At 67.6% G+C, this 20,762-nt stretch carries 18 protein-coding genes; 12 read left to right on the top strand and 6 right to left on the bottom strand.

Annotation, left to right across the window (positions count from 1 at the left end; all coding sequences use genetic code 11):
* The first annotated feature begins 21 nt into the window (after positions 1-21).
* The 5 genes from H4O10_RS05190 to H4O10_RS05170 all read left to right on the top strand — a co-directional run bounded on the left by H4O10_RS05190 (position 22) and on the right by H4O10_RS05170 (position 5,004).
* Positions 22-756 carry a suppressor of fused domain protein gene (locus H4O10_RS05190; protein ID WP_033835349.1) on the top strand — a complete coding sequence of 245 codons (735 nt, stop codon included), beginning with the start codon at positions 22-24 and terminating at the stop codon, positions 754-756.
* A 45-nt stretch (positions 757-801) separates the two neighbouring features.
* Positions 802-1,767 carry an NAD-dependent epimerase/dehydratase family protein gene (locus H4O10_RS05185; RefSeq protein WP_005411650.1) on the top strand — a complete coding sequence of 322 codons (966 nt, stop codon included), beginning with the start codon at positions 802-804 and terminating at the stop codon, positions 1,765-1,767.
* An 89-nt stretch (positions 1,768-1,856) separates the two neighbouring features.
* The gene (locus H4O10_RS05180) at positions 1,857-2,579 is read left to right on the top strand and encodes a glycosyltransferase family 2 protein (RefSeq protein ID WP_033835348.1); all 723 of its coding nucleotides are present in this window, start codon (positions 1,857-1,859) and stop codon (positions 2,577-2,579) included.
* On the top strand, positions 2,579-2,926 hold the full coding sequence (locus tag H4O10_RS05175) for a lipid-A-disaccharide synthase N-terminal domain-containing protein (protein ID WP_005414908.1): 348 nt from the start codon (positions 2,579-2,581) through the stop codon (positions 2,924-2,926). The genes H4O10_RS05180 and H4O10_RS05175 overlap by 1 nt, the downstream gene beginning before the upstream one ends.
* Positions 2,927-3,231: 305 nt before the next feature.
* The gene (locus tag H4O10_RS05170) at positions 3,232-5,004 is read left to right on the top strand and encodes a DUF885 family protein (RefSeq protein ID WP_111118623.1); all 1,773 of its coding nucleotides are present in this window, start codon (positions 3,232-3,234) and stop codon (positions 5,002-5,004) included.
* 133 nt (positions 5,005-5,137) lie between these two features.
* On the opposite strand, the gene H4O10_RS05165 is transcribed toward H4O10_RS05170, so the two are convergent.
* The 5 genes from H4O10_RS05165 to H4O10_RS05145 form a co-directional block, all read right to left on the bottom strand.
* Positions 5,138-8,347, bottom strand: a complete 3,210-nt coding sequence (locus tag H4O10_RS05165; RefSeq protein WP_033835346.1) for a CusA/CzcA family heavy metal efflux RND transporter — start codon at positions 8,345-8,347, stop codon at positions 5,138-5,140.
* A 10-nt stretch (positions 8,348-8,357) separates the two neighbouring features.
* Positions 8,358-9,563: an efflux RND transporter periplasmic adaptor subunit gene (locus tag H4O10_RS05160; protein ID WP_049433027.1), complete on the bottom strand. Its 1,206-nt coding sequence runs from the start codon at positions 9,561-9,563 to the stop codon at positions 8,358-8,360.
* A complete protein-coding gene (locus tag H4O10_RS05155) occupies positions 9,560-10,813 on the bottom strand; it encodes a TolC family protein (protein ID WP_033835344.1) in 1,254 nt (417 codons plus the stop codon). The genes H4O10_RS05160 and H4O10_RS05155 overlap by 4 nt, the downstream gene beginning before the upstream one ends.
* A gap of 56 nt (positions 10,814-10,869) precedes the next feature.
* On the bottom strand, positions 10,870-11,202 hold the full coding sequence (locus H4O10_RS05150; RefSeq protein WP_033835343.1) for a hypothetical protein: 333 nt from the start codon (positions 11,200-11,202) through the stop codon (positions 10,870-10,872).
* 203 nt (positions 11,203-11,405) lie between these two features.
* The gene (locus tag H4O10_RS05145) at positions 11,406-11,795 is read right to left on the bottom strand and encodes a RidA family protein (protein WP_049433029.1); all 390 of its coding nucleotides are present in this window, start codon (positions 11,793-11,795) and stop codon (positions 11,406-11,408) included.
* A 109-nt stretch (positions 11,796-11,904) separates the two neighbouring features.
* On the opposite strand from H4O10_RS05145, the gene H4O10_RS05140 reads away from it, so the two are divergent.
* Both H4O10_RS05140 and dnaQ read left to right on the top strand, forming a co-directional pair.
* Complete coding sequence (locus H4O10_RS05140) at positions 11,905-12,798, top strand: LysR family transcriptional regulator (protein ID WP_049433030.1); 894 nt, start codon at positions 11,905-11,907, stop codon at positions 12,796-12,798.
* A 55-nt stretch (positions 12,799-12,853) separates the two neighbouring features.
* Positions 12,854-13,363 carry a DNA polymerase III subunit epsilon gene (gene dnaQ, locus H4O10_RS05135; protein ID WP_014648871.1) on the top strand — a complete coding sequence of 170 codons (510 nt, stop codon included), beginning with the start codon at positions 12,854-12,856 and terminating at the stop codon, positions 13,361-13,363.
* A gap of 13 nt (positions 13,364-13,376) precedes the next feature.
* Here the strand turns inward: dnaQ and H4O10_RS05130 are convergent, their stop codons facing one another.
* Positions 13,377-14,591: a glycosyltransferase gene (locus H4O10_RS05130; protein ID WP_049454913.1), complete on the bottom strand. Its 1,215-nt coding sequence runs from the start codon at positions 14,589-14,591 to the stop codon at positions 13,377-13,379.
* A gap of 279 nt (positions 14,592-14,870) precedes the next feature.
* Here H4O10_RS05130 and rpmB point away from each other — a divergent pair, with 279 nt between their 5' ends.
* The 5 genes from rpmB (at position 14,871) to uvrD (ending at position 20,619) form a co-directional block, all read left to right on the top strand.
* Positions 14,871-15,107 carry a 50S ribosomal protein L28 gene (rpmB, locus tag H4O10_RS05125; RefSeq protein WP_005411638.1) on the top strand — a complete coding sequence of 79 codons (237 nt, stop codon included), beginning with the start codon at positions 14,871-14,873 and terminating at the stop codon, positions 15,105-15,107.
* Positions 15,108-15,117: 10 nt separating this feature from the next.
* The gene (rpmG, locus tag H4O10_RS05120) at positions 15,118-15,285 is read left to right on the top strand and encodes a 50S ribosomal protein L33 (protein WP_169411268.1); all 168 of its coding nucleotides are present in this window, start codon (positions 15,118-15,120) and stop codon (positions 15,283-15,285) included.
* A gap of 246 nt (positions 15,286-15,531) precedes the next feature.
* Positions 15,532-16,950 carry a cardiolipin synthase gene (gene cls, locus H4O10_RS05115; RefSeq protein WP_005414897.1) on the top strand — a complete coding sequence of 473 codons (1,419 nt, stop codon included), beginning with the start codon at positions 15,532-15,534 and terminating at the stop codon, positions 16,948-16,950.
* Positions 16,951-16,995: 45 nt separating this feature from the next.
* On the top strand, positions 16,996-18,417 hold the full coding sequence (locus H4O10_RS05110; RefSeq protein ID WP_049454915.1) for an FAD/NAD(P)-binding protein: 1,422 nt from the start codon (positions 16,996-16,998) through the stop codon (positions 18,415-18,417).
* 9 nt (positions 18,418-18,426) lie between these two features.
* The gene (gene uvrD / locus H4O10_RS05105; protein ID WP_049454917.1) at positions 18,427-20,619 is read left to right on the top strand and encodes a DNA helicase II; all 2,193 of its coding nucleotides are present in this window, start codon (positions 18,427-18,429) and stop codon (positions 20,617-20,619) included.
* The last annotated feature ends 143 nt before the right edge of the window (positions 20,620-20,762 follow it).

Below are 20,762 nucleotides of genomic sequence, written 5' to 3'. Positions count from 1 at the left end.
GCCTCATCCAGGGAACAGGACATGAGCAACGAATACGAGGACGTCAGCCCGGACGGCACCCAGATACTGGTACATCGCCGCGAAAAGGACTTCGTGCCCGCCATCGGCGAAGAACAGCACATCGAGGCGATCAGCGCCCACCTCGAACGCCATCTGGGCCCGGTGTCCGGTGTCTTCCACGAGATCATCTCCGACCTGGTGCACATCGACGTGCACGTGGTGCCGGCCAATGACCACTGCCCGTACCTGCGCCTGGTCACCTCCGGCATGAGCGACCTGCCGATGACCGTGCCCGCCGAGGTGGACGCGGACGTGCCGCGCTACATGGAACTGATGGTGACCCTGCCGGCCGACTGGCCGATCTCCCAGGACGCCTTCGAGGACGAGCGCAATTACTGGCCGGTGCGCCTGCTGAAGGGCATGGCACGGTTGCCGCACGAGTACGACACCTGGCTGGGCTTCGGCCACACCATTCCCAACGGCCATCCCAGCGAGCCCTACGCGCCGGGTGTGGGTTTCGACGGTGCCATCGTGCTGTCGCCGGTGACCGCCCCGGAGGACTTCGCCACGCTGGCGCTGGAGGACGGCAGGACCATCAGCTTCATGAGCCTGGTTCCGCTGTACCCGGAAGAGATGGACCTGAAGCTGAGGAAGGGCGCCGAGGTGCTGCTCGACCGCTTCGATGCGAAGAACATCCAGGACGTGATCGAACCCGCCCGCACCAACGTGGCGAAGAAGCGTTTCGGTTTGTTCTGAGACCGGTAACATCAGGGGCCTGAACTTCGTTTCCAGGCCCCTGTCATGACCATCCTGCTCACCGGCGCTGCCGGCTTCATCGGTGCCTACACCGCCCGCGCGCTGCTGGAGGCCGGCCAGCCCGTGGTCGGCCTGGACAACTTCAACGACTACTATGACCCGCAGATCAAGCGCGACCGCGTGGCTGCGCTGTGCCCGGCGCTGGACCTGCGCACCCTGGACCTGACCGACCAGCAGGGCCTGGCGGCACTGTTCGACGAGGTGAAGCCGACTGCGGTGATCCACCTGGCCGCGCAGGCCGGCGTGCGCTATTCGCTGGAAAACCCGCACGCCTACGTCGACAGCAACCTGGTCGGCTTCGTCAACATGCTCGAACTGTGCCGTCACCGTGGCGTGCAGCACCTGGTGTATGCCTCCAGCAGCTCGGTCTACGGTGATTCGGCCACGCCGCCGTTCTCCGAGGACCAGCGCGTGGACCAGCCGCGCTCGCTGTACGCGGCGACCAAGGCGGCCAACGAGCTGATGGCCTACACCTACGCGCAGCTGTACGGCCTGCATGCCACCGGCCTGCGCTTCTTCACCGTGTATGGCCCGTGGGGCCGGCCGGACATGGCACCGCTGCTGTTCTCGCGTGCGGTGCTGGCCGGGCGGCCGATCGACGTGTTCAACGAGGGCCGCATGCAGCGTGATTTCACACATGTCTCCGACATCGTGTCGGGTATCCTCGGCGCGCTCGCGCATCCGGCCGATGGTCCGGTACCGCACCGGGTGTTCAACCTCGGCAACCATACGCCGGTCGAGCTGGAGCGCTTCATCAGCGTGATCGAGCAGGCCGCCGGTCGCCCCGCGCAGAAGGTCTACAAGCCGATGCAGCCGGGCGACATGGTGCGCACGATGGCCGATACCCGGCGCGCCCATGACGCATTCGGCTTCGACGCGGTGACCCCGATCGAAGAAGGGTTGCCCCCCGTCGTGCAGTGGTGCCGCGAGTATTTTGGCGACCGCGCCTGAGGTCGGATCCTCACACAGCCGGATTCATCTTCGGATAACCTCGGCTTCGGAGAATGCGCGGTCTTTGTCCCCCTTTGGCCGAGTGCCTTATGAGCCAACCCGAGCTTTCCGTTGTCGTCCCGGTGTTCAACGAACGCGACAACGTCGCCCCGCTGGTTGCCGAAATCACCGCTGCACTGCGTGGCCGGCTGCCGTTCGAGATCATCTACATCGACGATCACTCGCGCGATGACACCCTGGCGGTGCTGCAGGGGCTGAAGGCGACCACGCCGGAACTGCGGGTGCTGCACCATGTGAACCAGAGCGGGCAGAGCACCGCCGTGCGCACCGGCGTCAAGCACGCACGTGCGCCGTGGATCGCGACCCTGGATGGCGATGGCCAGAACGATCCGGCCGACATTCCCAAGCTGCTGGCCGCGCGCGATGCCGCCGAGGCGCAGGTGAAGCTGTTCGCCGGCTGGCGGGTCAACCGCCAGGACAGCGGCAGCAAGCGCTGGGCCAGCAAGTGGGCCAACGCCATCCGCGCACGCATGCTGCGCGACGATACGCCCGATACCGGCTGCGGCATCAAGCTGTTCGAGCGCAGCGCGTTCCTCGACCTGCCGTACTTCGACCACATGCACCGCTACCTGCCCGCGCTGATGCAGCGTGCCGGCTGGAAGACCACCAGCGTGCCGGTCAACCACCGCCACCGTACCGCCGGCGTGTCCAAGTACAACAACCTGGGCCGTGCACTGGTCGGCATCCGTGACCTGCGCGGCGTGGCGTGGCTGATCACCCGCAGCAAGCGCACCGCAGTGGAGGAGCGTTGATGGATCTGGAGCTGCACTGGCTCGACCAGCCGCTGACCTGGTTGTACTGGACCGGCCTGCATGTGACCGGCTGGAAGCTGATCGGCTATACCGGCGCGCTGATGTTTGGCGGCCGCTGGCTGGTCCAGTTCATCGCGTCCAAGCGTGCGGGCAAGCCGGTGATCCCGCGCCTGTTCTGGTACATGAGCGTGGTCGGCAGCCTGATGACGCTGAGCTACTTCCTGTTCTCGGCCAAGCAGGACTCGGTGGGCGTGCTGCAGAACCTGTTCCCGGCGTTCACCGCGCTGTACAGCCTGCAGCTGGACATCAAGCACCGGGGCTGGAAGCGGGACAAGGCCAGTCACTGAGGCCCCGGGTTCGGATCCCCGACGCATCCACGCATGGCGTGGATCTACTGCATGTTCGGCGGCCGGTTCCCGGCCCTGCCTGCCGTGGGTGGAGTCGACTGTCAGTCGACTTTCGCGCGGACTTTGCCACGTCTGGCGGAAGAGCAGCCGACTGACAGTCGGCTCTACCACGCGCCTTCGGCGCTGGGGCCCCGGCCTGCGGTCGGTTCCCGGTCCTGCCTGCGCTGCAGGCAGGACCTTCGTCCCATGCCACGGGCCGTGGGCGGTGCCATCATCGGGGTCTGCCTTCCCGGGAACCTGTGCTCGTGAAAACCCGTCTTGCCGTTGCCCTGCTGATTGCCCTGTCCGCGCCCGCCGTGGCCCTTGCCGTGCCCCCTGCCACCGCCGCACCGGCCAGCGTGGCCACCGAATCGCCCGCCGATGCCGCCTTCCGCGCGCTGTACGAGAAGGAATGGAAGTGGCGCCAGCAGGGCGGCGGTGAGGCCAGCGAGGACGAAGACGCGCCGGCCAATGCCACCCGCATGCCCGATGTCGGCCCGGCCGCGCAGCAGGCGCGCCTGAAGGTGTGGGACGAGACCCTCGCCGCGCTGAAGAAGATCGACCCGAAGACCCTGTCGCCCGACAACCAGGTCAACTACGCGATCTACCACGACCAGGTGTTCAACCTGGCCGAAGAGACGCGCCTGCGCGGCTACGAGATGCCGTTCAACGCCGACTCCTCGTTCTGGTCCAACCTGTCCTTCATGGCCCGGCGCGAGATGAAGACCGTGCGGGACTACCAGAACTACATCGCACGGCTGAACGATGTGCCGCGTTACTTCGGCCAGCAGACCGAGAACATGCGTGCCGGCCTGAAGCGTGGCTTCAGCGTGCCGCGTGCCGTGCTCGATGGCCGCGAAGTGTCCATCGCCACCGTCGCCGAGCTGAAGGACCCGACCGGATCGCCGTTGTACGCGCCGTTCAAGAAGCTGCCCACCACCATCCCGGCCGCCGAGCAGGCCAGGCTGCAGGCGCAGGCGCGTGAAGCGATCAGCGGCAAGGTGGTGCCGGCGTTCCAGCAGCTGCGCACCTTCTTCGTCAAGGAGTACGTGCCGCAGGCGCGCACCACCCTGGCCGCCGAAGCGATGCCTGATGGCAAGGCGTACTACAAGCAGCAGATCCACGAATACACCACGCTGGACCTGTCGCCGGACGAGATCCATCGCATCGGCCTGGATGAAGTCGCACGCATCCAGAAGGAAATGAACGACATCATCAAGCAGGTGAAGTTCAAGGGCAGCTTCGCCGAGTTCCTGACCTTCCTGCGTACCGATCCGCAGTTCTATGCCAAGACGCCGGAAGAGCTGCTGTCGCGTGCCGCGTGGATCTCCAAGCGGGCGGACGGCCAGCTCGGCAAGTACATGACGCTGCCGCGCGCGCGCTTCACCATCGTGCCGGTGCCGCCGGATATCGCGCCGTTCTGGACCGCCGGCCGTGGTGGCATGGGCACCTACTGGCTCAATACCTACAACCTGCCGTCGCGCCCGCTGTACAACCTGCCGGCACTGACGCTGCATGAGTCCGATCCGGGCCACGCGCTGCAGGGCGCGATCGCCGCCGAACAGAAGAACCTGCCCGAGTTCCGCCGCAACGCCTACATCTCCGCCTATGGCGAAGGCTGGGCGCTGTACTGCGAGAAGCTGGGCGTGGAGATGGGCATCTACGAAACCCCCTACGAGGATTTCGGCCGCCTGACCTACGAGATGTGGCGCGCCACGCGCCTGGTGATCGACACCGGCGTGCACAGCAAGGGCTGGACCCGCGAGCAGGCGCTGGCCTACCTGCGTGACCACACCGCGCTGAGCGAGCATGAAGTGACCACCGAAGTGGACCGCTACATTTCCTGGCCGGGCCAGGCGCTGAGCTACAAGCTGGGCGAGATCGCCATCGTGCGCCTGCGCGCGCAGGCCGAGAAGGAACTGGGCGACAAGTTCGACATCAAGGGCTTCCACGACACCCTGCTCAAGCAGGGCTCGGTGCCGCTGCCGGTGCTGGAACAGCAGATCCAGGCCTACATCGCCGAACGCAAGAAGGCCTGACCGTTACCGGGTAGTGCCGGCCGCTGGCCGGCAACCTGCACGCACCGCGATCGTTCGACATTGCCGGCCAGCGGCCGGCACTACCTCGGACCGGGAAACGGGGTCGGATCACAGGATCCGACCCCGTGGTCTTTCACCCCACCGCCCGCGGCTTGGCTACCCGCGCCGCGAAGGTCGGCAGCACCAGCAGGGTCAGCACGGTGGCGGTGATCAAGCCACCGATCACCACCGTCGCCAACGGCTTCTGCACTTCCGCACCGGAACCGCTGGCAATCGCCATCGGAATGAAGCCGACGATCGCCACCAGCGCCGTGGTCAGCACCGCGCGGATGCGGCTGGAGGCACCGTTGATCGCTGCCTGCAGCGGCAGGTCACCGGCATCCAGGCGTTCGCGGATCGCCTGCATCAGCACCAGGCCGTTCAAGGTCGCCACGCCGGAGACGGCGATGAAGCCGACCGCCGCCGACACCGAGAACGGCATGCCACGCAGCAGCAGTGCGAGGATGCCGCCGACCAGCGCCAACGGTACGCAGCTGAACACCAGAATGGCTTCCTTGCCGCTGCGCAGGGCCATGAACAGCAGGCTGCCGATCAGCAGGAACACTACCGGTACCACCGTCGCCAGCCGCTTCTCCGCGCGCTGCAGGTTCTCGAACTGGCCACCCCAGGTCAGGTAGGCACCCGGCGGCAGTGCCACGTCGGCCACCGCGGACTGCGCCTCGCCGACGAAGCCGCCCAGGTCGCGACCGCGCACGTTGGCCTGCACCACTACGCGGCGGCTGCCGTTGTTGCGGCTGATCTGGTTCGGCCCTTCGCTCACCGTGATGCGGGCCACCGACGACAACGGAATCACCAACCCCGATGGCGTGGCGATCGGCAGCGAGGCCAGCTGGTCCGGATCGTTGCGCGAGGCATCGTCCAGCCGCACCACCACGTTGAAGCGGCGATCACCTTCGAAGATCTTGCCCGCCGCGGTGCCACCAATGCCGGTGGACAGTGCATCACTGACGTCTGCGGCGGTCAGGCCGTACTGCGCCGCCGCCACGTGGTCGATCGCCACGTTGAGTGTAGGCAGGCCGGAGATCTGTTCCACCCGCACGTCGGCCGCGCCGTTCACCGCACGCAGCTTCAGCGCCACCTGGTCGGCCACCTTCTGCAGCTGGCTGAAGTCATCGCCGAAGATCATCACCGCCAGGTCGGTACGCACGCCGGAAATCAGCTCGTTGAAGCGCAGCTCGATCGGCTGGCTGAACTCGAAGCTGTTGCCCAGCTGCTGCCCGGCCAGTTTCTCGAAGCGCGCCACCAGTGCCTCCTTGTCCAGCTTCGGATCAGGCCAGTCCTTGCGCGGCTTCAGCACGATCACGCTGTCGGAGATGTTGGTCGGCATCGGGTCGATGGCCGCCTCGGCGGTACCGGTGCGCGAGAATACGGTTTCCACTTCCGGCTGCTTGGCGATCGCTTTCTCCAGCGCGAGCTGCATCGCCAGCGACTGCTCGAGTGAGGTCGACGGCACGCGCAGGGCCTGCATCGCCACGTTGCCTTCGTCCAGCGTCGGCATGAACTCGCGGCCCAGCAGCGAGAACGCGCCGATGCCCACCACCACCATCATCACCGCAGCTGCCAGCACCGTGCGCGGATGCGCCACGGCCTTGCGCACCACCGGTTCGATGCGTGCACGCAGCACGCGGATCAGCTTCGTCTCGTGCTCGCCATCTTCGGCATGCGTATCGCCGTCCTTCACCTTGGGCTCGCGCACCAGCAGCGCGGCCATCGCCGGCACGAAGGTGAAGGAGAAGATGAAGGCACCGACCAGGGCCAGCATGAAGGTCGCCGCCATCGGGTGGAAGGTCTTGCCCTCCACACCTTCCAGCGTGAGGATCGGCGCGAACACCAGCAGGATGATCAGCTGGCCGAAGGCCGCAGGGCGCGCCATCTTCATCGCCGAATCGGCGGCCACGCGCAGCCGCTCCATCGCGGTCAACGCACGGCCCAGTTCGGCGCGGCGCTGGCCCAGCATCAGCAGCGTCGACTCGACCACGATCACCGCACCGTCCACCAGGATGCCGAAGTCCAGCGCACCCAGGCTCATCAGGTTGCCGCTGATGCCGAAGCGGTTCATGCCGATCACTGCGAACAGGAACGACAGTGGAATCACCAGCGCGGTGATCGTTGCTGCACGCAGGTTGCCCAGCAGCAGGAACAGCACCACCACCACCAGCAGCGCGCCCTCGGTGAGGTTCCTGGCCACGGTCTTGATGGTGGAATTGACCAGCACGCTGCGGTCCAGCACCGGCGCGGCCACGATGTCGGCCGGCAGCGATTTGTTCACCTGTTCCAGGCGCGCCGCAGCTGCCTGCGCCACGGTGCGGCTGTTGCCGCCGGCAATCATCAGCGCGGTACCCAGCACGGCTTCATGGCCGTTGCGGCTGGCCGCACCCAGGCGCGGCGCGCGGCTCAGCTCGACCTCGGCCACATCGGCCACGCGCACCACCACGCCATTGCGGGTCGCCACCGGGGCCTGTGCCAGATCCTCGGTGGTCAGCGCCAGGCCATCGGCACGCACCACCAGTCCTTCGCCGGCGCGCTGCACGAAACCGGCACCGGCCTGCACGTTGGAACGCTGCAGGGCGGTGACCAGGTCGGCCAGGCCGAGGCCGTGCGCGGCCAGCCGGGCGCTGTCCGGATGCACGCCATATTCCTTGACGTAGCCACCGACCGTATCGACGCCGGCCAGCCCCGGGCTGGAACGCATCTGCGGCGCGATGATCCAGTCCTGCACGGTACGCAGGTAGGTGGCACGTTCTTCCGGCGTGCGCAGCAGATTGCCTTCCGGCGTGCGGTAGACCTCGCCAGCCTGCCAGCCGGCTTCACCCGGCTTGGCCAGCCTGGCCGGATCGAACGTGGTGAAGTCCACGGTCCACATCAGCACTTCGCCGAGGCCGGTGGTAACCGGCGACAGCATCGGCGACGCGCCATCGGGCAAGTCTTCCGATGCCTCGCGCATGCGTTCGGCCACCTGCTGGCGCGCGAAGTAGATGTCGGTCGCATCGGTGAAGATCGCGGTGACCTGCGAGAAGCCATTGCGCGACAGTGAACGCGTGGTGGTCAGGCCGGGAATGCCGGCCAGCGCGGTTTCCAGCGGATAGGTCACCTGCCGCTCGATCTGCTCCGGGGTCAGCGCCGGTGCCACCGTGTTGATCTGCACCTGTCGGTTGGTGATGTCCGGCACCGCGTCGATCGGCAGCTTGCCCAGCTGGAACAGGCCCACCGCAGCAATCAGCGCCGCCATGAACACCACCAGCCAGCGGTGGCGCACCGCTGTTTCAATGATCAGCTTGAACATGGTCGCCTCCTCAGTGGCCGTGCTCGGCTTCGCCCTTGGCCAGTTCGGCCTTGAGCAGGAAGGCGTTGCTGCCAACGATGCGCTCGCTGCCGGTCAGGCCACCGAGGATCTCGATGCGGTCACCGGCGCGACGGCCAGCCAGGACCGGCTGCGCCTTGAAGCCACCTTCGACGGCAACGAACACCGCGCTGCTGCCATCGACGTTCTGCACCGCATCGGCCGGGACGCTGAGCGAGCCGTCCTGGCCTTCGGTGACCACTACGGCCGATACCGGCGAACCGGCCGGCGGCAGCGACGCATCCACCGGCGTGGCACGGATGACCGCGACGCCGCCCTGCTGGCGCACATCGGCGGCCGAACCGGTGACGGTGGCGGTGAAGCTGCCACCCGGCACGCTGACTTCCAGCTTCATGCCGGGCGTGACCTGCGCGGCCAGCGCGGGCGGTGCGGTGAACACCAGCTCGTTCATCGTCGGGTCGGCGACATCGGCGACTGCACTGCCGGCGGCGACCACGCCGCCCGGCGTGACCTGCACGTTGCCGACGATGCCGGCCACCGGGCTGGTGATGCGCACGCGACCGCTGGCATCGGGCGCACCGTTGGCGGCGGCCTGGGCCTGCGCGGCAGCAGCTTGGGCCTGTGCTGCCAGCGAACGTGCGCGAGAGGCTTCCATCTCCTGGCGGGCGACCACGCCCTGGTCGACCAGCGCCTTGTCGCGGCCATAGGCCAGACGCGCGGCCTCGGCTTCGGCCGCTGCGGCCAGCGCATTGGCGCGGAACACCGCCGCTTCGCCGCTGACCACGATCGCCAGCGCCTGGTTCTGCTTCACCGCGGTGCCCGGCGCGACCAGCACGCGCTCGACGCGGCCGGTCACCGTGGAGGCCACCGACGCGCGTGCGCCGACCGACGGTTCGACCCGGCCGGACAGGCGCGTGGAACCACCGCCACCGCGACCGATCGCGACCACTTCAATACCGGAGGCCTTGATCTGCTCCGGGGTCAGCTGCACCACGCCTTCGTCGGCGTCAGCAGGCGCCTTCGCGGTTTCTGCCTTGGCTTCCTTGCTGCCGGCGGCATGGCCGTGGCCATCGTCGGTGCCGGCCTTGGCCGCAGCGGGGTTTTCATTGGCAGGCGTCTGCGCGTTGCCGGCGCAGCCAGCCAGCAGGACGGTCAGCAGCACGCCGCCGATCAGCGGGAAAGTACGGGAGAGAGTCATGGAGCCTCCACAAAGGGTGCGCGCCCTTCCAGGCGGGCAAGATCGATTTCCGCGGCGACGCGCGACAGGCGCGCATCCACGGCGGTGCCGCGGGCGGCGATGAGGGCGCTGCGCGTGCTGCGCAGTTCCAGCTGCGAGATGCGTCCGGCGTCGAAGCCAATGCGGGCCAAGCGATACGCCTCTTCGGCGGCGACCACGCTTTCATCGGCGGCGCGGGTACGGCTACTGGCGGCCTTCAACCCGGCCACCGCAGAGAGGCGCTCGGCCTCGCTGTCGCGGCGCTGCTGGTCCAGGCGTGCTTCGGCCGCGCGCTGGTCGGCATTGGCGGCGCGGATGCCACCGCGGTTGCGGTCGAACAGCGGGATGCTGAGGCTGACCCCGAGGTTGTAGGCGCGCTCGCCGCCTTCGCGGAAGCGGGTCTGCGCGGCGGTGACACTGAGGTCGGGCAGGGCGCGCTTGCGTTCCACCTCAACCAGCTTGCCCGCCGCATCGGCTTCGGCTTCGGCAATGCGCACCGCCAGCGCCACGTCGGTGGCGCCGCGCGGCAACGGCGGCGCGCGGTCGAGCAGGCTGTCGTCGATCGACTGCACCGGCGCATCCAGCAACGCGGCACCGGCCAGGCGGGCCAGCGCGGCATCACGGAAGGCCTGCGCCTCATCCAGCGAAGCACTGGCATTGGCCACTTCGCTCTGCGCCTGCACCGCACGCAGTTGCGGCTCGCGGCCCTGCTTGACCATCGCGTTGACGGCGTTGGCGTCATCGCGGGTGAGGGTCAGTGCTTCTTCGGCCAGGGTGTAGCGGCGCAGTGCACTTTCCGCCTGTGCGTAGACCACCGCGAGCTGGCTGGCCACATCGCTGCGACTCTGCGCGCCACGCAGGTTGGCGGCCTGTGCTTCGGCGCGGGCCGCACGGACGCGCGCGCCACGCTGGCCCCAGACCTCCAGTGGCTGGGACAGGGTGAGCACGGTATCGGCCTTGCCCATGCCGCCATAGGAGCCGGTGCCCCAGGCGTTTTCGGCGGAGTAGGAAAGGGAAGGGTTGGGCAACGCACGGGCCTGGTCGGCGCGCGCGTCGGCGGCCTCGGCCAGCGCCGTACCCACGCGGGTGCCGGGCAGCTGGTCCAGGCGTTCAAGCAGGCTGTCGTAGGAAGGGGCGGCTTGTGCCGACGCCTGCATTGCCGGGGCCAGGCCCAGCAGCACGGCGACGACCAGCCCGGCCGCGCGCGGCGACCGAGGTGTCAGGATCGACATAGGGGGATTCCGGTTGTGAGTGAAACGGGAGCCCGCGATTGCGGGACGCGCTCAACTCACGCCCGGGGGGGACGCGTCAATTCATCCTGGGCGACCGCATAGGTCGCCACGTCGCCGGCATTCATCCAGCGCGCCGGCAGTGGCGCACCGAAGGCGGCGAGGGTGCTGGCCGGCAGGCTCAGATTGGAGTGATGGCAGTGGTTGTGGCCACAGGCACCGACATGCTTGCCGTCGGTATCGCCATCGGCATCCGGTGCGGTCTCAACATGCACCGTGCTGGCGTGCGGTTCCACCGTGCAGGCCAGTGCGTCGGCCACCGGCACGACCACGAATGCCGCCATCAGCAGCATCAGCAGGTACGAGCGAAGGTGGCGGGCGATCCGGCGCATGGAAGGGAGGCTAGCAAGCGGTTTTCGCCGGATACAATATCAATGGCCGCTTCGGGAATACGTCGGAATCTCCCGTTCAGGTGGACGGCCTGGGGGCATCCTGCCCTGGTGGGTGCGGACTTCCTGCCTTGGTGGGTGTCGACCTTGGTCGACACGCTTTTCGACCCCACCGCGTTGCCGGCCAGCGGCCGGCACTACCCGTATCACGGCAGCTTCGCGATCACCTTGATCTCGAACTGGAACCCATACAGCCAGGTCACGCCGATGCCGGTCAGGGTCGGGTGCGGCGCCTCGCCCCAGTACTCGGGCACGATCGCCCAGGCCTTCTCAAAGTTCTTCTCCGGATCGACCAGGAACACGGTCACGTCGATCACGTCATTGAACGTGCAGCCTGCAGCAGCCAACACCGCATTGAGATTCTCGAAGGCGCGGCGGACCTGCGTTTCGAAGTCCGGTTCGGGTGAGCCGTCCTCGCGGCTGCCGACCTGGCCGGAGACGAACAGGAAACCGTTGGATCGGATCGCCGGCGAGTAGCGGTTGCGCTCGTACAGGGCCTGGCGGCCGGCGGGGAAAACGACATCACGCTGTGACATGGGGAAGAACCCGTGGGTGAGGACGCCTATCCTCCGCGCCAGCGCTGTCTGGATAAACCGCGATGATCGGCCTAGATTGATTGCAAATCCCAAACAATTGCAGTCAGCCATGGACCGTTTCGAGGCGATGCGGGCCTTTGCCCGCGTGGTGGAGACCGGCAGCTTCACCCGCGCCGCGCAGACCCTGCAGATCAGCCGCACCACGGCCACCCAGCTGGTGCAGCAGCTGGAGGCGCACCTGCGGCTGCGCCTGCTCAACCGCACCACGCGCCGGGTCAGCGTCACCGCCGATGGCGCGGCCTACTACCCGCGCATCGCCCGCCTGCTGGCCGAGCTGGAAGAGGTGGAGGGCGGGCTGGGCGACGCGGCCACCCAGCCACGCGGGCGGCTGCGCGTGGATGTGCCCGGGCCCTACGCGCGGTTGCGGCTGGTGCCGGCGTTGCCGGATTTCCAGGCGCGCTACCCGGAGATCCAGCTGGACATCGGCGTCAGCGACCGCGAGGTCGACGTCATCGCAGACAACGTCGATTGCGTGATCCGGGGTGGCACCCCGGCAGACCCGGCACTGGTGGCGCGACCGCTCGGCGCGCTGCCGATCGGTTTCCACGCCAGTCCGGGCTATGTGCAGCGCTTCGGCCTGCCGACCGACCCGCGCGCGCTGGAAGGACCCGACCACCACATGATCGGCTTCCTCAGCCCGCGCAGTGGCCGGGCGCGGGTGTTCAGCGCACAGCGCGGCGATGAGCGCGTTGAGGTGCAGGGCCGCTATACGGTCGGCTTCGATGATGGAAATGCCTATCTGGCCGCTGCGTTGGCGGGGTTGGGCGTGGTGGCGCTGCCCAGCTACATGGCCGAACCGCACGTGGCGCGCGGCGAGCTGCTGCCGGTGTTGCAGGACTGGCAGCTGCCGCCGATGCCGATGCATGTGATGTTCCCGCCGAACCGGCACATGAGCCAGCGGCTGCGGGTGTTCATCGATTGGGTGGTGGAAGCGTTGGGGTGAGTGCATCGGCCGCGTGCGAGAATCGGCGTGCACGTACTGGAGAACGCACACCCTGATGAGCCGCATCGTCGCACTGGATACCGAAACCACCGGCATCTCCCACCGCCTGGGGCACCGGGTGATCGAAATCGGTGCCGTCGAACTGATCGATGGCCAGCTCACCGGCCGCCAGTTTCACACCTACCTGCAGCCGCAGCGCAGAGTCGATTGGGGCGCACAGCGCGTGCATGGCATCAGCGACGCGATGCTGGTGGGCAAGCCACTGTTTTCCAGCAAAGCCGCCGAACTGCTCGACTTCCTGCGCGGCAGCGAGATGGTCGCGCACAACGCCACCTTCGATGTGGGGTTCCTGGACAACGAGCTGCGCCTGTCCGGCATCCCCGGCACGCTGGCCCAGCACTGCCGCATCACCTGCAGCCTGAAGCTTGCGCGGGGACGCTGGCCGGGTCAGGGCAACAAGCTGGATGATGTGCTGCAGCGCCTGCGCATTCCCAGCCAGCGCGGCCTGCATGGCGCGTTGAAGGATGCGCACCTGCTGGCGCAGGTGATTCCGCACCTGCGCTGAGGCCTGGCCGCTGTCACACCGGCCGCAACCATCGCTCGATCATTGCAACGCCACAGGCCACCCCGTCCTCATGGCGCATCGCCACGCCCAGGGCCGCCGCGCGTGCGCGTGTTGCGTCGGTTTCAACGAAGGTGATGGCTGCCGCCAGCGTTGCTGCGTCCAGCCGCTTCGGTGACAACGGTGCCGGTGCCACGCCCAACCGATACAGACGATCAGCCCAGAAGAACTGATCGGCGGCGAACGGCATCACCAGCGAAGGAACACCGGCGCGGCAGGCCGAATGCGTGGTGCCGCTGCCACCGTGATGGATTGCGAATGCGCAACGCGGGAACAGCGCTTCGTGTGGAGTCGGCCCCAGTACGAAGACCGAATCGGGCAAGCGCATCGCAGGCAGTCCCACCCAGCCAGGAAACAGCAGCACCCGGCGTGGCGCCAGCGCCTGCAGCAGGGCCGGCAACACGCGCTCGCGATCAAAGCCGGTCATGCTGCCGAAGCCCAGATACACCGGCGCCGGGCCGGCATCGAGGAAGGCCTGCAGATCGGCCGGGGGTATCCAGGGCGCATCAGGAAGGCGCCATTGGCCACAGACGATGTGGTCGGCCGGCCAATCCGCCGGTGGCGGCAGCAGCTGCGGCGAGATGCCATAGAGCATCGGCAGGCCGGGCCACAGCGAGCGGCGCGGCGATTGCCCCAGCTGCTTGCGGGCTGCGCTGATCGGCCGACGGAACTGGCGCCAGATCAGGCCGTTGACCAGCCCATAGCTGGCGCGGTTCAACCAGCCCGGCGAGCGTCCCGGTGGCAGGAACGGAGAGCGGAAGGCCCGCGTCGGGGTCAGCGGGATCATGCCGGTGCCGATGACCGGAAGTCCGCGGCGTTCGCCCACGCTCATGCCGACAAAGGCCGCCAGGCCACCGGTCAGAATCGCATCGCAGCCTTCGGCAGCGGCATCGGCCTGGCGCATCCAGCCGCTGACATGCTGCAGCGCCATCCGTGCCAGCCCGCTACTGGCGGCGGCAACACCGTTGCCACGCGAGACCAGCGCGACCACTTCGTCATGGATGTCACCTTCAAGAGCCGCATGGGGCACATCCAGTGCCTGCGCGCTGCCCAGGGTGCCGCCATCGGCAAGCAGTGTCACCTCGTGGCCTGCGCCGATCAGCCCATGGCAGAGCATGGCCAGGGGACGCGTATCGCCTTCGGTTCCGTAGGTCAGGGCCAGCAGCCGCATGGAAAGCTCCGCAGTGAACCGGAGCAGTATGCCGGTTGGCGGGCTCCCGGCCCTGCCGGTTCAGCCGCAGCCTGTGGGTAACTTGCGCAAGTGCTTGAACCCGTGCATAATGCGCGGCTCGCTGTGTCCGGTTTTCTACCGGGCGGCGCCCCCCGGGAGCACGTCCCCGGCCGCCCAACGCCAGCGTAACCCTTTGATTCTCTTGACGTGTGGTGGGCAACCATCGAGGCCGCCGTCTCCCGGGCTACGGGCTGACAACTACTACTATCGAGGTGCGCAATGTCCCGCGTATGCCAGGTTTCCGGCAAGCGAGTGCAGACGGGTAACAACGTCTCGCACGCCAACAACAAGACCCGTCGTCGTTTCCTGCCGAATCTGCACGAGCGCCGTTTCTGGGTGGCCAGCGAGAACCGCTGGGTCAAGCTTCGTGTTTCCGCGCATGCACTGCGCACCATCGACAAGAACGGCATTGATTCCGTTCTGGCTGAGCTGCGTGCGCGCGGCGAAAAGGTCTGAGGAGTAAAGCATCATGGCAGGCAAGCGCGATAAGGTCCGTATGATTTCCTCGGCCGGTACCGGCCACTTCTACACGACCGACAAGAACAAGAAGAACACCCCGGGGAAGATGGAATTCCTGAAGTACGATCCGGTCGTGCGCAAGCACGTCCTGTACAAGGAAGGCAAGATCAAGTAATCCGCAAGGATTGCTGGTCCCCGCGAAGAAACCCGCCCTTGTGGCGGGTTTTTTCATGCCCGGCATTCCAGGGCGGCTGCCGGCTGCTCCGCCATTGCCGTGGTGGGTGCCGACCGTTGGTCGGCACGCTGTCCGCCCGGTAGGTGCCAACCTTGGTTGGCACGCTGCTTCAACGCAGTCGAGCGCGGCTCGACTCTACAAGGGCCGGTGGGCAGAATGGCACATCACCTCCCGACGGGCGACACGATGCTGTTCGAGTGGTTGCTGGGTTCCTACCTGCTGCTGATCGACTGGCTGATCCGGCTGGTCGCGCTGTGCTGGATTCCCACCCGCACCACGCCCGGCGCGGCGCGCAGCTGGCTGCTGCTGGTCGGCTTCGTACCGCTGCTGGGCCTGCCGCTGTACCTGCTGTTCGGCCATCCGTGGCTGTCGCGCGAGCGCATCCGCCGCCAGGCCGAGGCCTCGCAGGTGATCCGTGAGGAGCAGGCGCTGCAGCATCGCCTGCGCTGGACCCCACAGCCCGACACCGCCAGCGCCGAGATCGTGCCGTTGGTGCAGCGCCAAGGCGATTTCATGCCGGTACACGGCAACGCCGTCGATCTGCTGACCGACTACGACGAGTCGCTGCACACGCTGATCGCCGACATCGACCAGGCCGAAGACCGCGTGCACCTGCTGTACTACCTGATGTTCGACGACGCGGTCGGCGAGGCCATTGTCGAGGCCTTGCAGCGTGCCGCCGCGCGTGGCGTGCAGTGCCGCGTGCTGCTCGATGCGGTGGGCGCCAAGCGTGGCCTGCGCGCCTATCGCAAGCGCCTGCAGGCGCGCGACATCGAAGTGCGCGCGATGCTGCCCGGTGGCCTGCGCTGGCGTCGCAGCGGACGCATGGACCTGCGCAACCACCGCAAGATCGCGGTGATCGACAACGAAGTGGCCTATGTCGGTTCGCAGAACCTGGCGGGCCCGCAGTTCGTGCCGGGCCACCCGAACCGCGAACTGGTGGCGCGCGTCCGCGGCCCGGCGGTGGCGCATCTGGAAGCCGTATTCGCCAGCGACTGGTACATGGAGACCGGCCAGCGCCTGGATGTGATCACCGATGTGCCCGAATGCGGCGACGACATCGCCACCCAGCTGCTGCCCAGCGGCCCGGCCTACCCGTACAGCAACGCGCGCGACGCGGTAGCCGCGCTGATCCACCTGGCGCGACGCCGGCTGGTGATGGTCACCCCGTACTTCGTGCCTGACGAAGCCACACTGAGTGCGCTGCGTATCGCCGCATTGTCCGGCGTGCAGGTGCAGCTGATCCTGTCTGCCAGCAACAACCAGCGGCTGACGTCGTGGGCGCAGGAGGCCTACTACGATGAACTGCTGCGCTGTGGCGTGCGCATCGCGCTGTACGAGCCGCAGTTCCTGCACGCCAAGCACATGAGCGTGGATGAGGACATCGCCGTGCTCGGCTCCATCAACATGGATATCCGCTCGTTCGCGCTGAATGCCGAGATCGGCCTGATCTGCTACGACCGCGCGCTGGTCCAGCAGCTGTGCGCGATCGAGGATGGCTACCTGCGCGAGTCTCGGCAGCTGGACCTGCAGCAGTGGCGCAGCCGCCCTACGTGGCGGCGCAGCCGCGAAGGTATTGCACGGCTGGCCGATGCGTTGATGTGAAGCAATGCCGGCCGCCCATTCCGGCAATCCGGCCTGTCATCGCCGATGGCCTACAATCGGCACATGACTGATTCACCGCGTAATGGCGAACTGGACCTGGCGATCATCGGTGGTGGTGCGGCCGGGGTGCTGGTGGCGATCCAGGTATTGCGCCAGGCCAAGGCGCCGTTGGCGCTGGCCATCTTCGAACCCGCCTCGCAGCTGGCCCAGGGTATCGCCTATGCCACGCCGTGGCCGGAGCACCTGCTGAACGTGCCGGCGGCGAAGATGAGTGCGTTTGCCGACCAGCCCGGCGATTTCCTCGACTACCTGATGGCCGCCAATGCCTACCCGGGCGAGGCGCGCGAGGTGCTGGGCGAGCGCTATGTGTGCCGCCACTACTTTGCTGCCTACCTGCAGCAGCGCCTGCAGGAGGCCGCTGCGACCAGCCCGGCACAGCTGCAGGTGCTCGCGCAGCCGGTGCTGGGCCTGCAGCCGGATGACCATGGCTACCAGCTGACACTCGGCGATGGCAGCACGCTGCACGCCGCGCAGGCGGTGCTGGCCACCGGCAACAGCATGCGACCGCTGCCGGTAGCCGGTGCCGAGGCGCTGCCCGCCGATGACGTGATCGAGGCCTGGGACTACGACGGCGTGCGCACCCTGGCCGGCGAGCAGGCCGTGGCCATCGTCGGCTCCGGCCTGAGCATGGCCGACACCGTGCTGGCATTGGTCGCTGCCGGCCACACCGGCCCGCTGCACGTGATCTCGCGCCACGGCCTGCTGCCGTTGCCGCATGCGCACGGCGGCCTGCCCACGTTCGACCCGGCCACGCTGTTGCCGATGAACCTGCGCCAGCGCCTGCGCGCGTTGCGTGGGTTCGCACGCCAGGCACAGGCCGACGGCCTGCCGTGGCAGGGCGTGATGGACCGTATCCGTCCGCACGGGCAGGCGCTGTGGTGCAGCCTCGACGCGGCCGACCAGCGCCGCTTCCTGCGCCATGTGGTGCGCTACTGGGACGTGCATCGCCACCGCATCGCCGAAGAGGTCGACGCACAGCTGCAGGCGCTGATCGAAAGCGGCCAACTGCGTATCCACCGGTCCCGCCTGCAACGCGTCGGCCGCGAAGGCGATGCCCTGCGGCTGTCGGGTCGCGATGCCACCGGCAATGAACAGCAGTGGACGATCAGCGGGGTGATCAACGCTACCGGCGTGGAAACCCGCGCCAGTGCGCTGCGCAACCCGCTGCTGCAGCAGCTGCAGGCCGATGGCCTGGCCCGCCCCGGCCCGCATGGGCTGGGCCTGGACAGCATGGTGCCGGGCGATCGCCTGTGTGCCGCCGGTGGCCAGCCGCAGGCGCAGCTGGGCGTGCTCGGCAGCCTGCGCATCGGCAGCCTGTGGGAAAGCCTGGCGGTGCCTGAACTGCGTCAGCAGGCGCAGGCACTGGCCACCCAGGTGGTCGCAGGAGCCGCGACGGCGATGCCGTAAAATGGGGGCATGGATGTCTCCCACCTGCTTGATGGCCTGAACCCGGCCCAGCGCGAAGCCGTCTCCGCTCCCCCCGGCCACCACCTGGTGCTGGCCGGTGCCGGTTCCGGCAAGACCCGCGTACTCACCCACCGCATCGCCTGGCTGCATGAAGTCGACGGCGTGCCGACCCACGGCATTTTCGCAGTGACCTTCACCAACAAGGCGGCCGGTGAAATGCGCCACCGCATCGACGCGCAGCTGCCCAATGGCAGCCGCGGCATGTGGATCGGCACCTTCCACGGCCTGGCCAACCGCCTGCTGCGCCTGCACTGGCAGGACGCCAAGCTGCCCGAAGGCTTCCAGGTGATGGATTCAGATGATCAGCTGCGGCTGGTCAAGCGCGTGGTGCAGGCGCTGGAACTGGACGACGGCAAGTACCCGGCCAAGCAGATCGCCTGGTGGATCAACGAACAGAAGGATGAGGGTCGCCGCCCGCAGCACATCCAGCCCGAGCCGCATGATGCGTGGCTGGAAACCATGCGCCAGGCCTATATCGAATACCAGGCACGCTGCGACCGCGCCGGCCTGGTCGACTTCGCCGAGCTGCTGCTGCGCGCGCACGAACTGCTGCGCGACAACCCGGCGCTGCTGGCGCACTACCGGGCCCGCTTCCGCGAGATCCTGGTGGACGAGTTCCAGGACACCAACGCCATCCAGTACGCCTTCGTGCGCGTGCTGGCCGGTGATTCCGGCCACGTGTTCGTTGTTGGTGACGATGACCAGGCCATCTACGGCTGGCGCGGCGCCAAGGTCGAGAACGTGCAGGGCTTCCTGCGTGATTTCCCAGGTGCGCAGACCATCCGCCTGGAACAGAACTATCGCTCCACTGCCAACATCCTCGGCGCTGCCAATGCGGTGATCGCGCACAACCCGGATCGCATCGGCAAGCAGCTGTGGACCGACAGTGGCGACGGAGAACCGATCGACCTGTACGCGGCGTACAACGAGATGGACGAGGCGCGCTACATCGTCGAGCGTGCCCGCCAGTGGGTACGCGATGGTGGCAGCTATACCGAAGTGGCCGTGCTCTACCGCAGCAACGCACAGTCGCGCGCGCTTGAAGAGGCGCTGCTGAGCGAACAGGTGCCCTATCGCGTGTACGGCGGCATGCGCTTCTTCGAACGTGCCGAAATCAAGGACGCGCTGGCTTACCTGCGCCTGCTGTCCAACCGCAACGATGACGCCGCCTTCGAGCGCGCGGTCAACACGCCTACCCGGGGCATCGGCGACCGCACGCTGGACGAAGTGCGCCGCGAGGCGCGCGCGCAGGGCATCTCGCTGTGGGAAGCAACGATGCTGGTCACCCAGGGCAACGCGCTGGCCGCACGCGCGCGCAATGCACTGGCCGGCTTCCTGGGGCTGGTCAACGAGCTGCAGGCGCAGACCGTGCACATGACCCTGGCCGAGCGCGTGGACCACGTGTTGGCCCGCTCGCAGCTGCGCGAGCACTGGAGCAAAGAAAGCCGCAATTCGCTGGATTCGGAATCGCGCACCGACAACCTCGACGAACTGGTCTCGGTCGCTTCGCGCTTCGTGCGCCGCGCCGACGACATCGAGGAAGTGGGCGAGGACATGGACGAGCTGGTCGCGTTCCTGGCCTACGCCGCGCTGGAGGCCGGTGAAGGCCAGGCGCAGGCCGGCGAGGACGGCGTGCAGCTGATGACCCTGCACTCGGCCAAGGGCCTGGAATTCCCGCTGGTGTTCCTGGCCGGCCTGGAAGAAGGCCTGTTCCCCAGCGCGCGTTCGCTGGAGGAAAGCGGGCGGCTGGAAGAAGAGCGCCGCCTGGCCTACGTCGGCATCACCCGCGCGCGCCAGAAGCTGGTGCTGAGCTATGCCGAATCGCGCCGCATCCATGGCCAGGACAACTACAGCCTGCCGTCGCGCTTCCTGCGCGAGATTCCGCGCGAGCTGCTGCACGAAGTGCGCCCCAAGGTGCAGGTCTCGCGACCGGCCTCTATGGGCGCCAGCCGGGTGATGGGCCATGCCTCGATCGAGGCACCGCCGATCAAGCTCGGTGCGCTGGTCACCCATCCCAAGTTCGGCGAAGGCATGGTGACCGACTACGAAGGTAGCGGCGCCCACGCCCGCGTGCAGGTCGAGTTCGCCGACGCCGGCAGCAAGTGGCTGGTGATGGCGTATGCCAACCTGACGGTGATCTGATCACCGTCAGAGGCGGGAATTCCTGTAGAGCCGAGCCATGCTCGGCTGCTTCTGGCGGGAAAGAGCAGCCGAGCATGGCTATGCCGGTCGTCCTGACCGGCACCCTTCGGGCCGTCGCAAGCGACGTTGGCAGCGGCTCCTGC

It is taken from the genome of Stenotrophomonas sp. I18B00994, from assembly GCF_014145825.1.
In the GTDB taxonomy this organism is placed as follows: domain Bacteria; phylum Pseudomonadota; class Gammaproteobacteria; order Xanthomonadales; family Xanthomonadaceae; genus Stenotrophomonas; species Stenotrophomonas maltophilia.
This window is presented reverse-complemented; position numbering and strand designations above follow the sequence as displayed.

Excerpts from the sequence above, each read along its gene's own strand:
- H4O10_RS05190 (WP_033835349.1), top strand. The coding sequence starts at position 22 with ATGAGCAACGAATACGAGGACGTCAGCCCGGACGGCACCCAGATACTG.
- H4O10_RS05185 (WP_005411650.1), top strand. The coding sequence starts at position 802 with ATGACCATCCTGCTCACCGGCGCTGCCGGCTTCATCGGTGCCTACACC.
- H4O10_RS05180 (WP_033835348.1), top strand. The coding sequence starts at position 1,857 with ATGAGCCAACCCGAGCTTTCCGTTGTCGTCCCGGTGTTCAACGAACGC.
- H4O10_RS05175 (WP_005414908.1), top strand. The coding sequence starts at position 2,579 with ATGGATCTGGAGCTGCACTGGCTCGACCAGCCGCTGACCTGGTTGTAC.
- H4O10_RS05165 (WP_033835346.1), bottom strand. The coding sequence starts at position 8,347 with ATGTTCAAGCTGATCATTGAAACAGCGGTGCGCCACCGCTGGCTGGTG.
- H4O10_RS05160 (WP_049433027.1), bottom strand. The coding sequence starts at position 9,563 with ATGACTCTCTCCCGTACTTTCCCGCTGATCGGCGGCGTGCTGCTGACC.
- H4O10_RS05155 (WP_033835344.1), bottom strand. The coding sequence starts at position 10,813 with ATGTCGATCCTGACACCTCGGTCGCCGCGCGCGGCCGGGCTGGTCGTC.
- H4O10_RS05150 (WP_033835343.1), bottom strand. The coding sequence starts at position 11,202 with ATGCGCCGGATCGCCCGCCACCTTCGCTCGTACCTGCTGATGCTGCTG.
- H4O10_RS05145 (WP_049433029.1), bottom strand. The coding sequence starts at position 11,795 with ATGTCACAGCGTGATGTCGTTTTCCCCGCCGGCCGCCAGGCCCTGTAC.
- H4O10_RS05140 (WP_049433030.1), top strand. The coding sequence starts at position 11,905 with ATGGACCGTTTCGAGGCGATGCGGGCCTTTGCCCGCGTGGTGGAGACC.
- dnaQ (WP_014648871.1), top strand. The coding sequence starts at position 12,854 with ATGAGCCGCATCGTCGCACTGGATACCGAAACCACCGGCATCTCCCAC.
- H4O10_RS05130 (WP_049454913.1), bottom strand. The coding sequence starts at position 14,591 with ATGCGGCTGCTGGCCCTGACCTACGGAACCGAAGGCGATACGCGTCCC.
- rpmB (WP_005411638.1), top strand. The coding sequence starts at position 14,871 with ATGTCCCGCGTATGCCAGGTTTCCGGCAAGCGAGTGCAGACGGGTAAC.
- cls (WP_005414897.1), top strand. The coding sequence starts at position 15,532 with ATGCTGTTCGAGTGGTTGCTGGGTTCCTACCTGCTGCTGATCGACTGG.
- H4O10_RS05110 (WP_049454915.1), top strand. The coding sequence starts at position 16,996 with ATGGCCTACAATCGGCACATGACTGATTCACCGCGTAATGGCGAACTG.
- uvrD (WP_049454917.1), top strand. The coding sequence starts at position 18,427 with ATGGATGTCTCCCACCTGCTTGATGGCCTGAACCCGGCCCAGCGCGAA.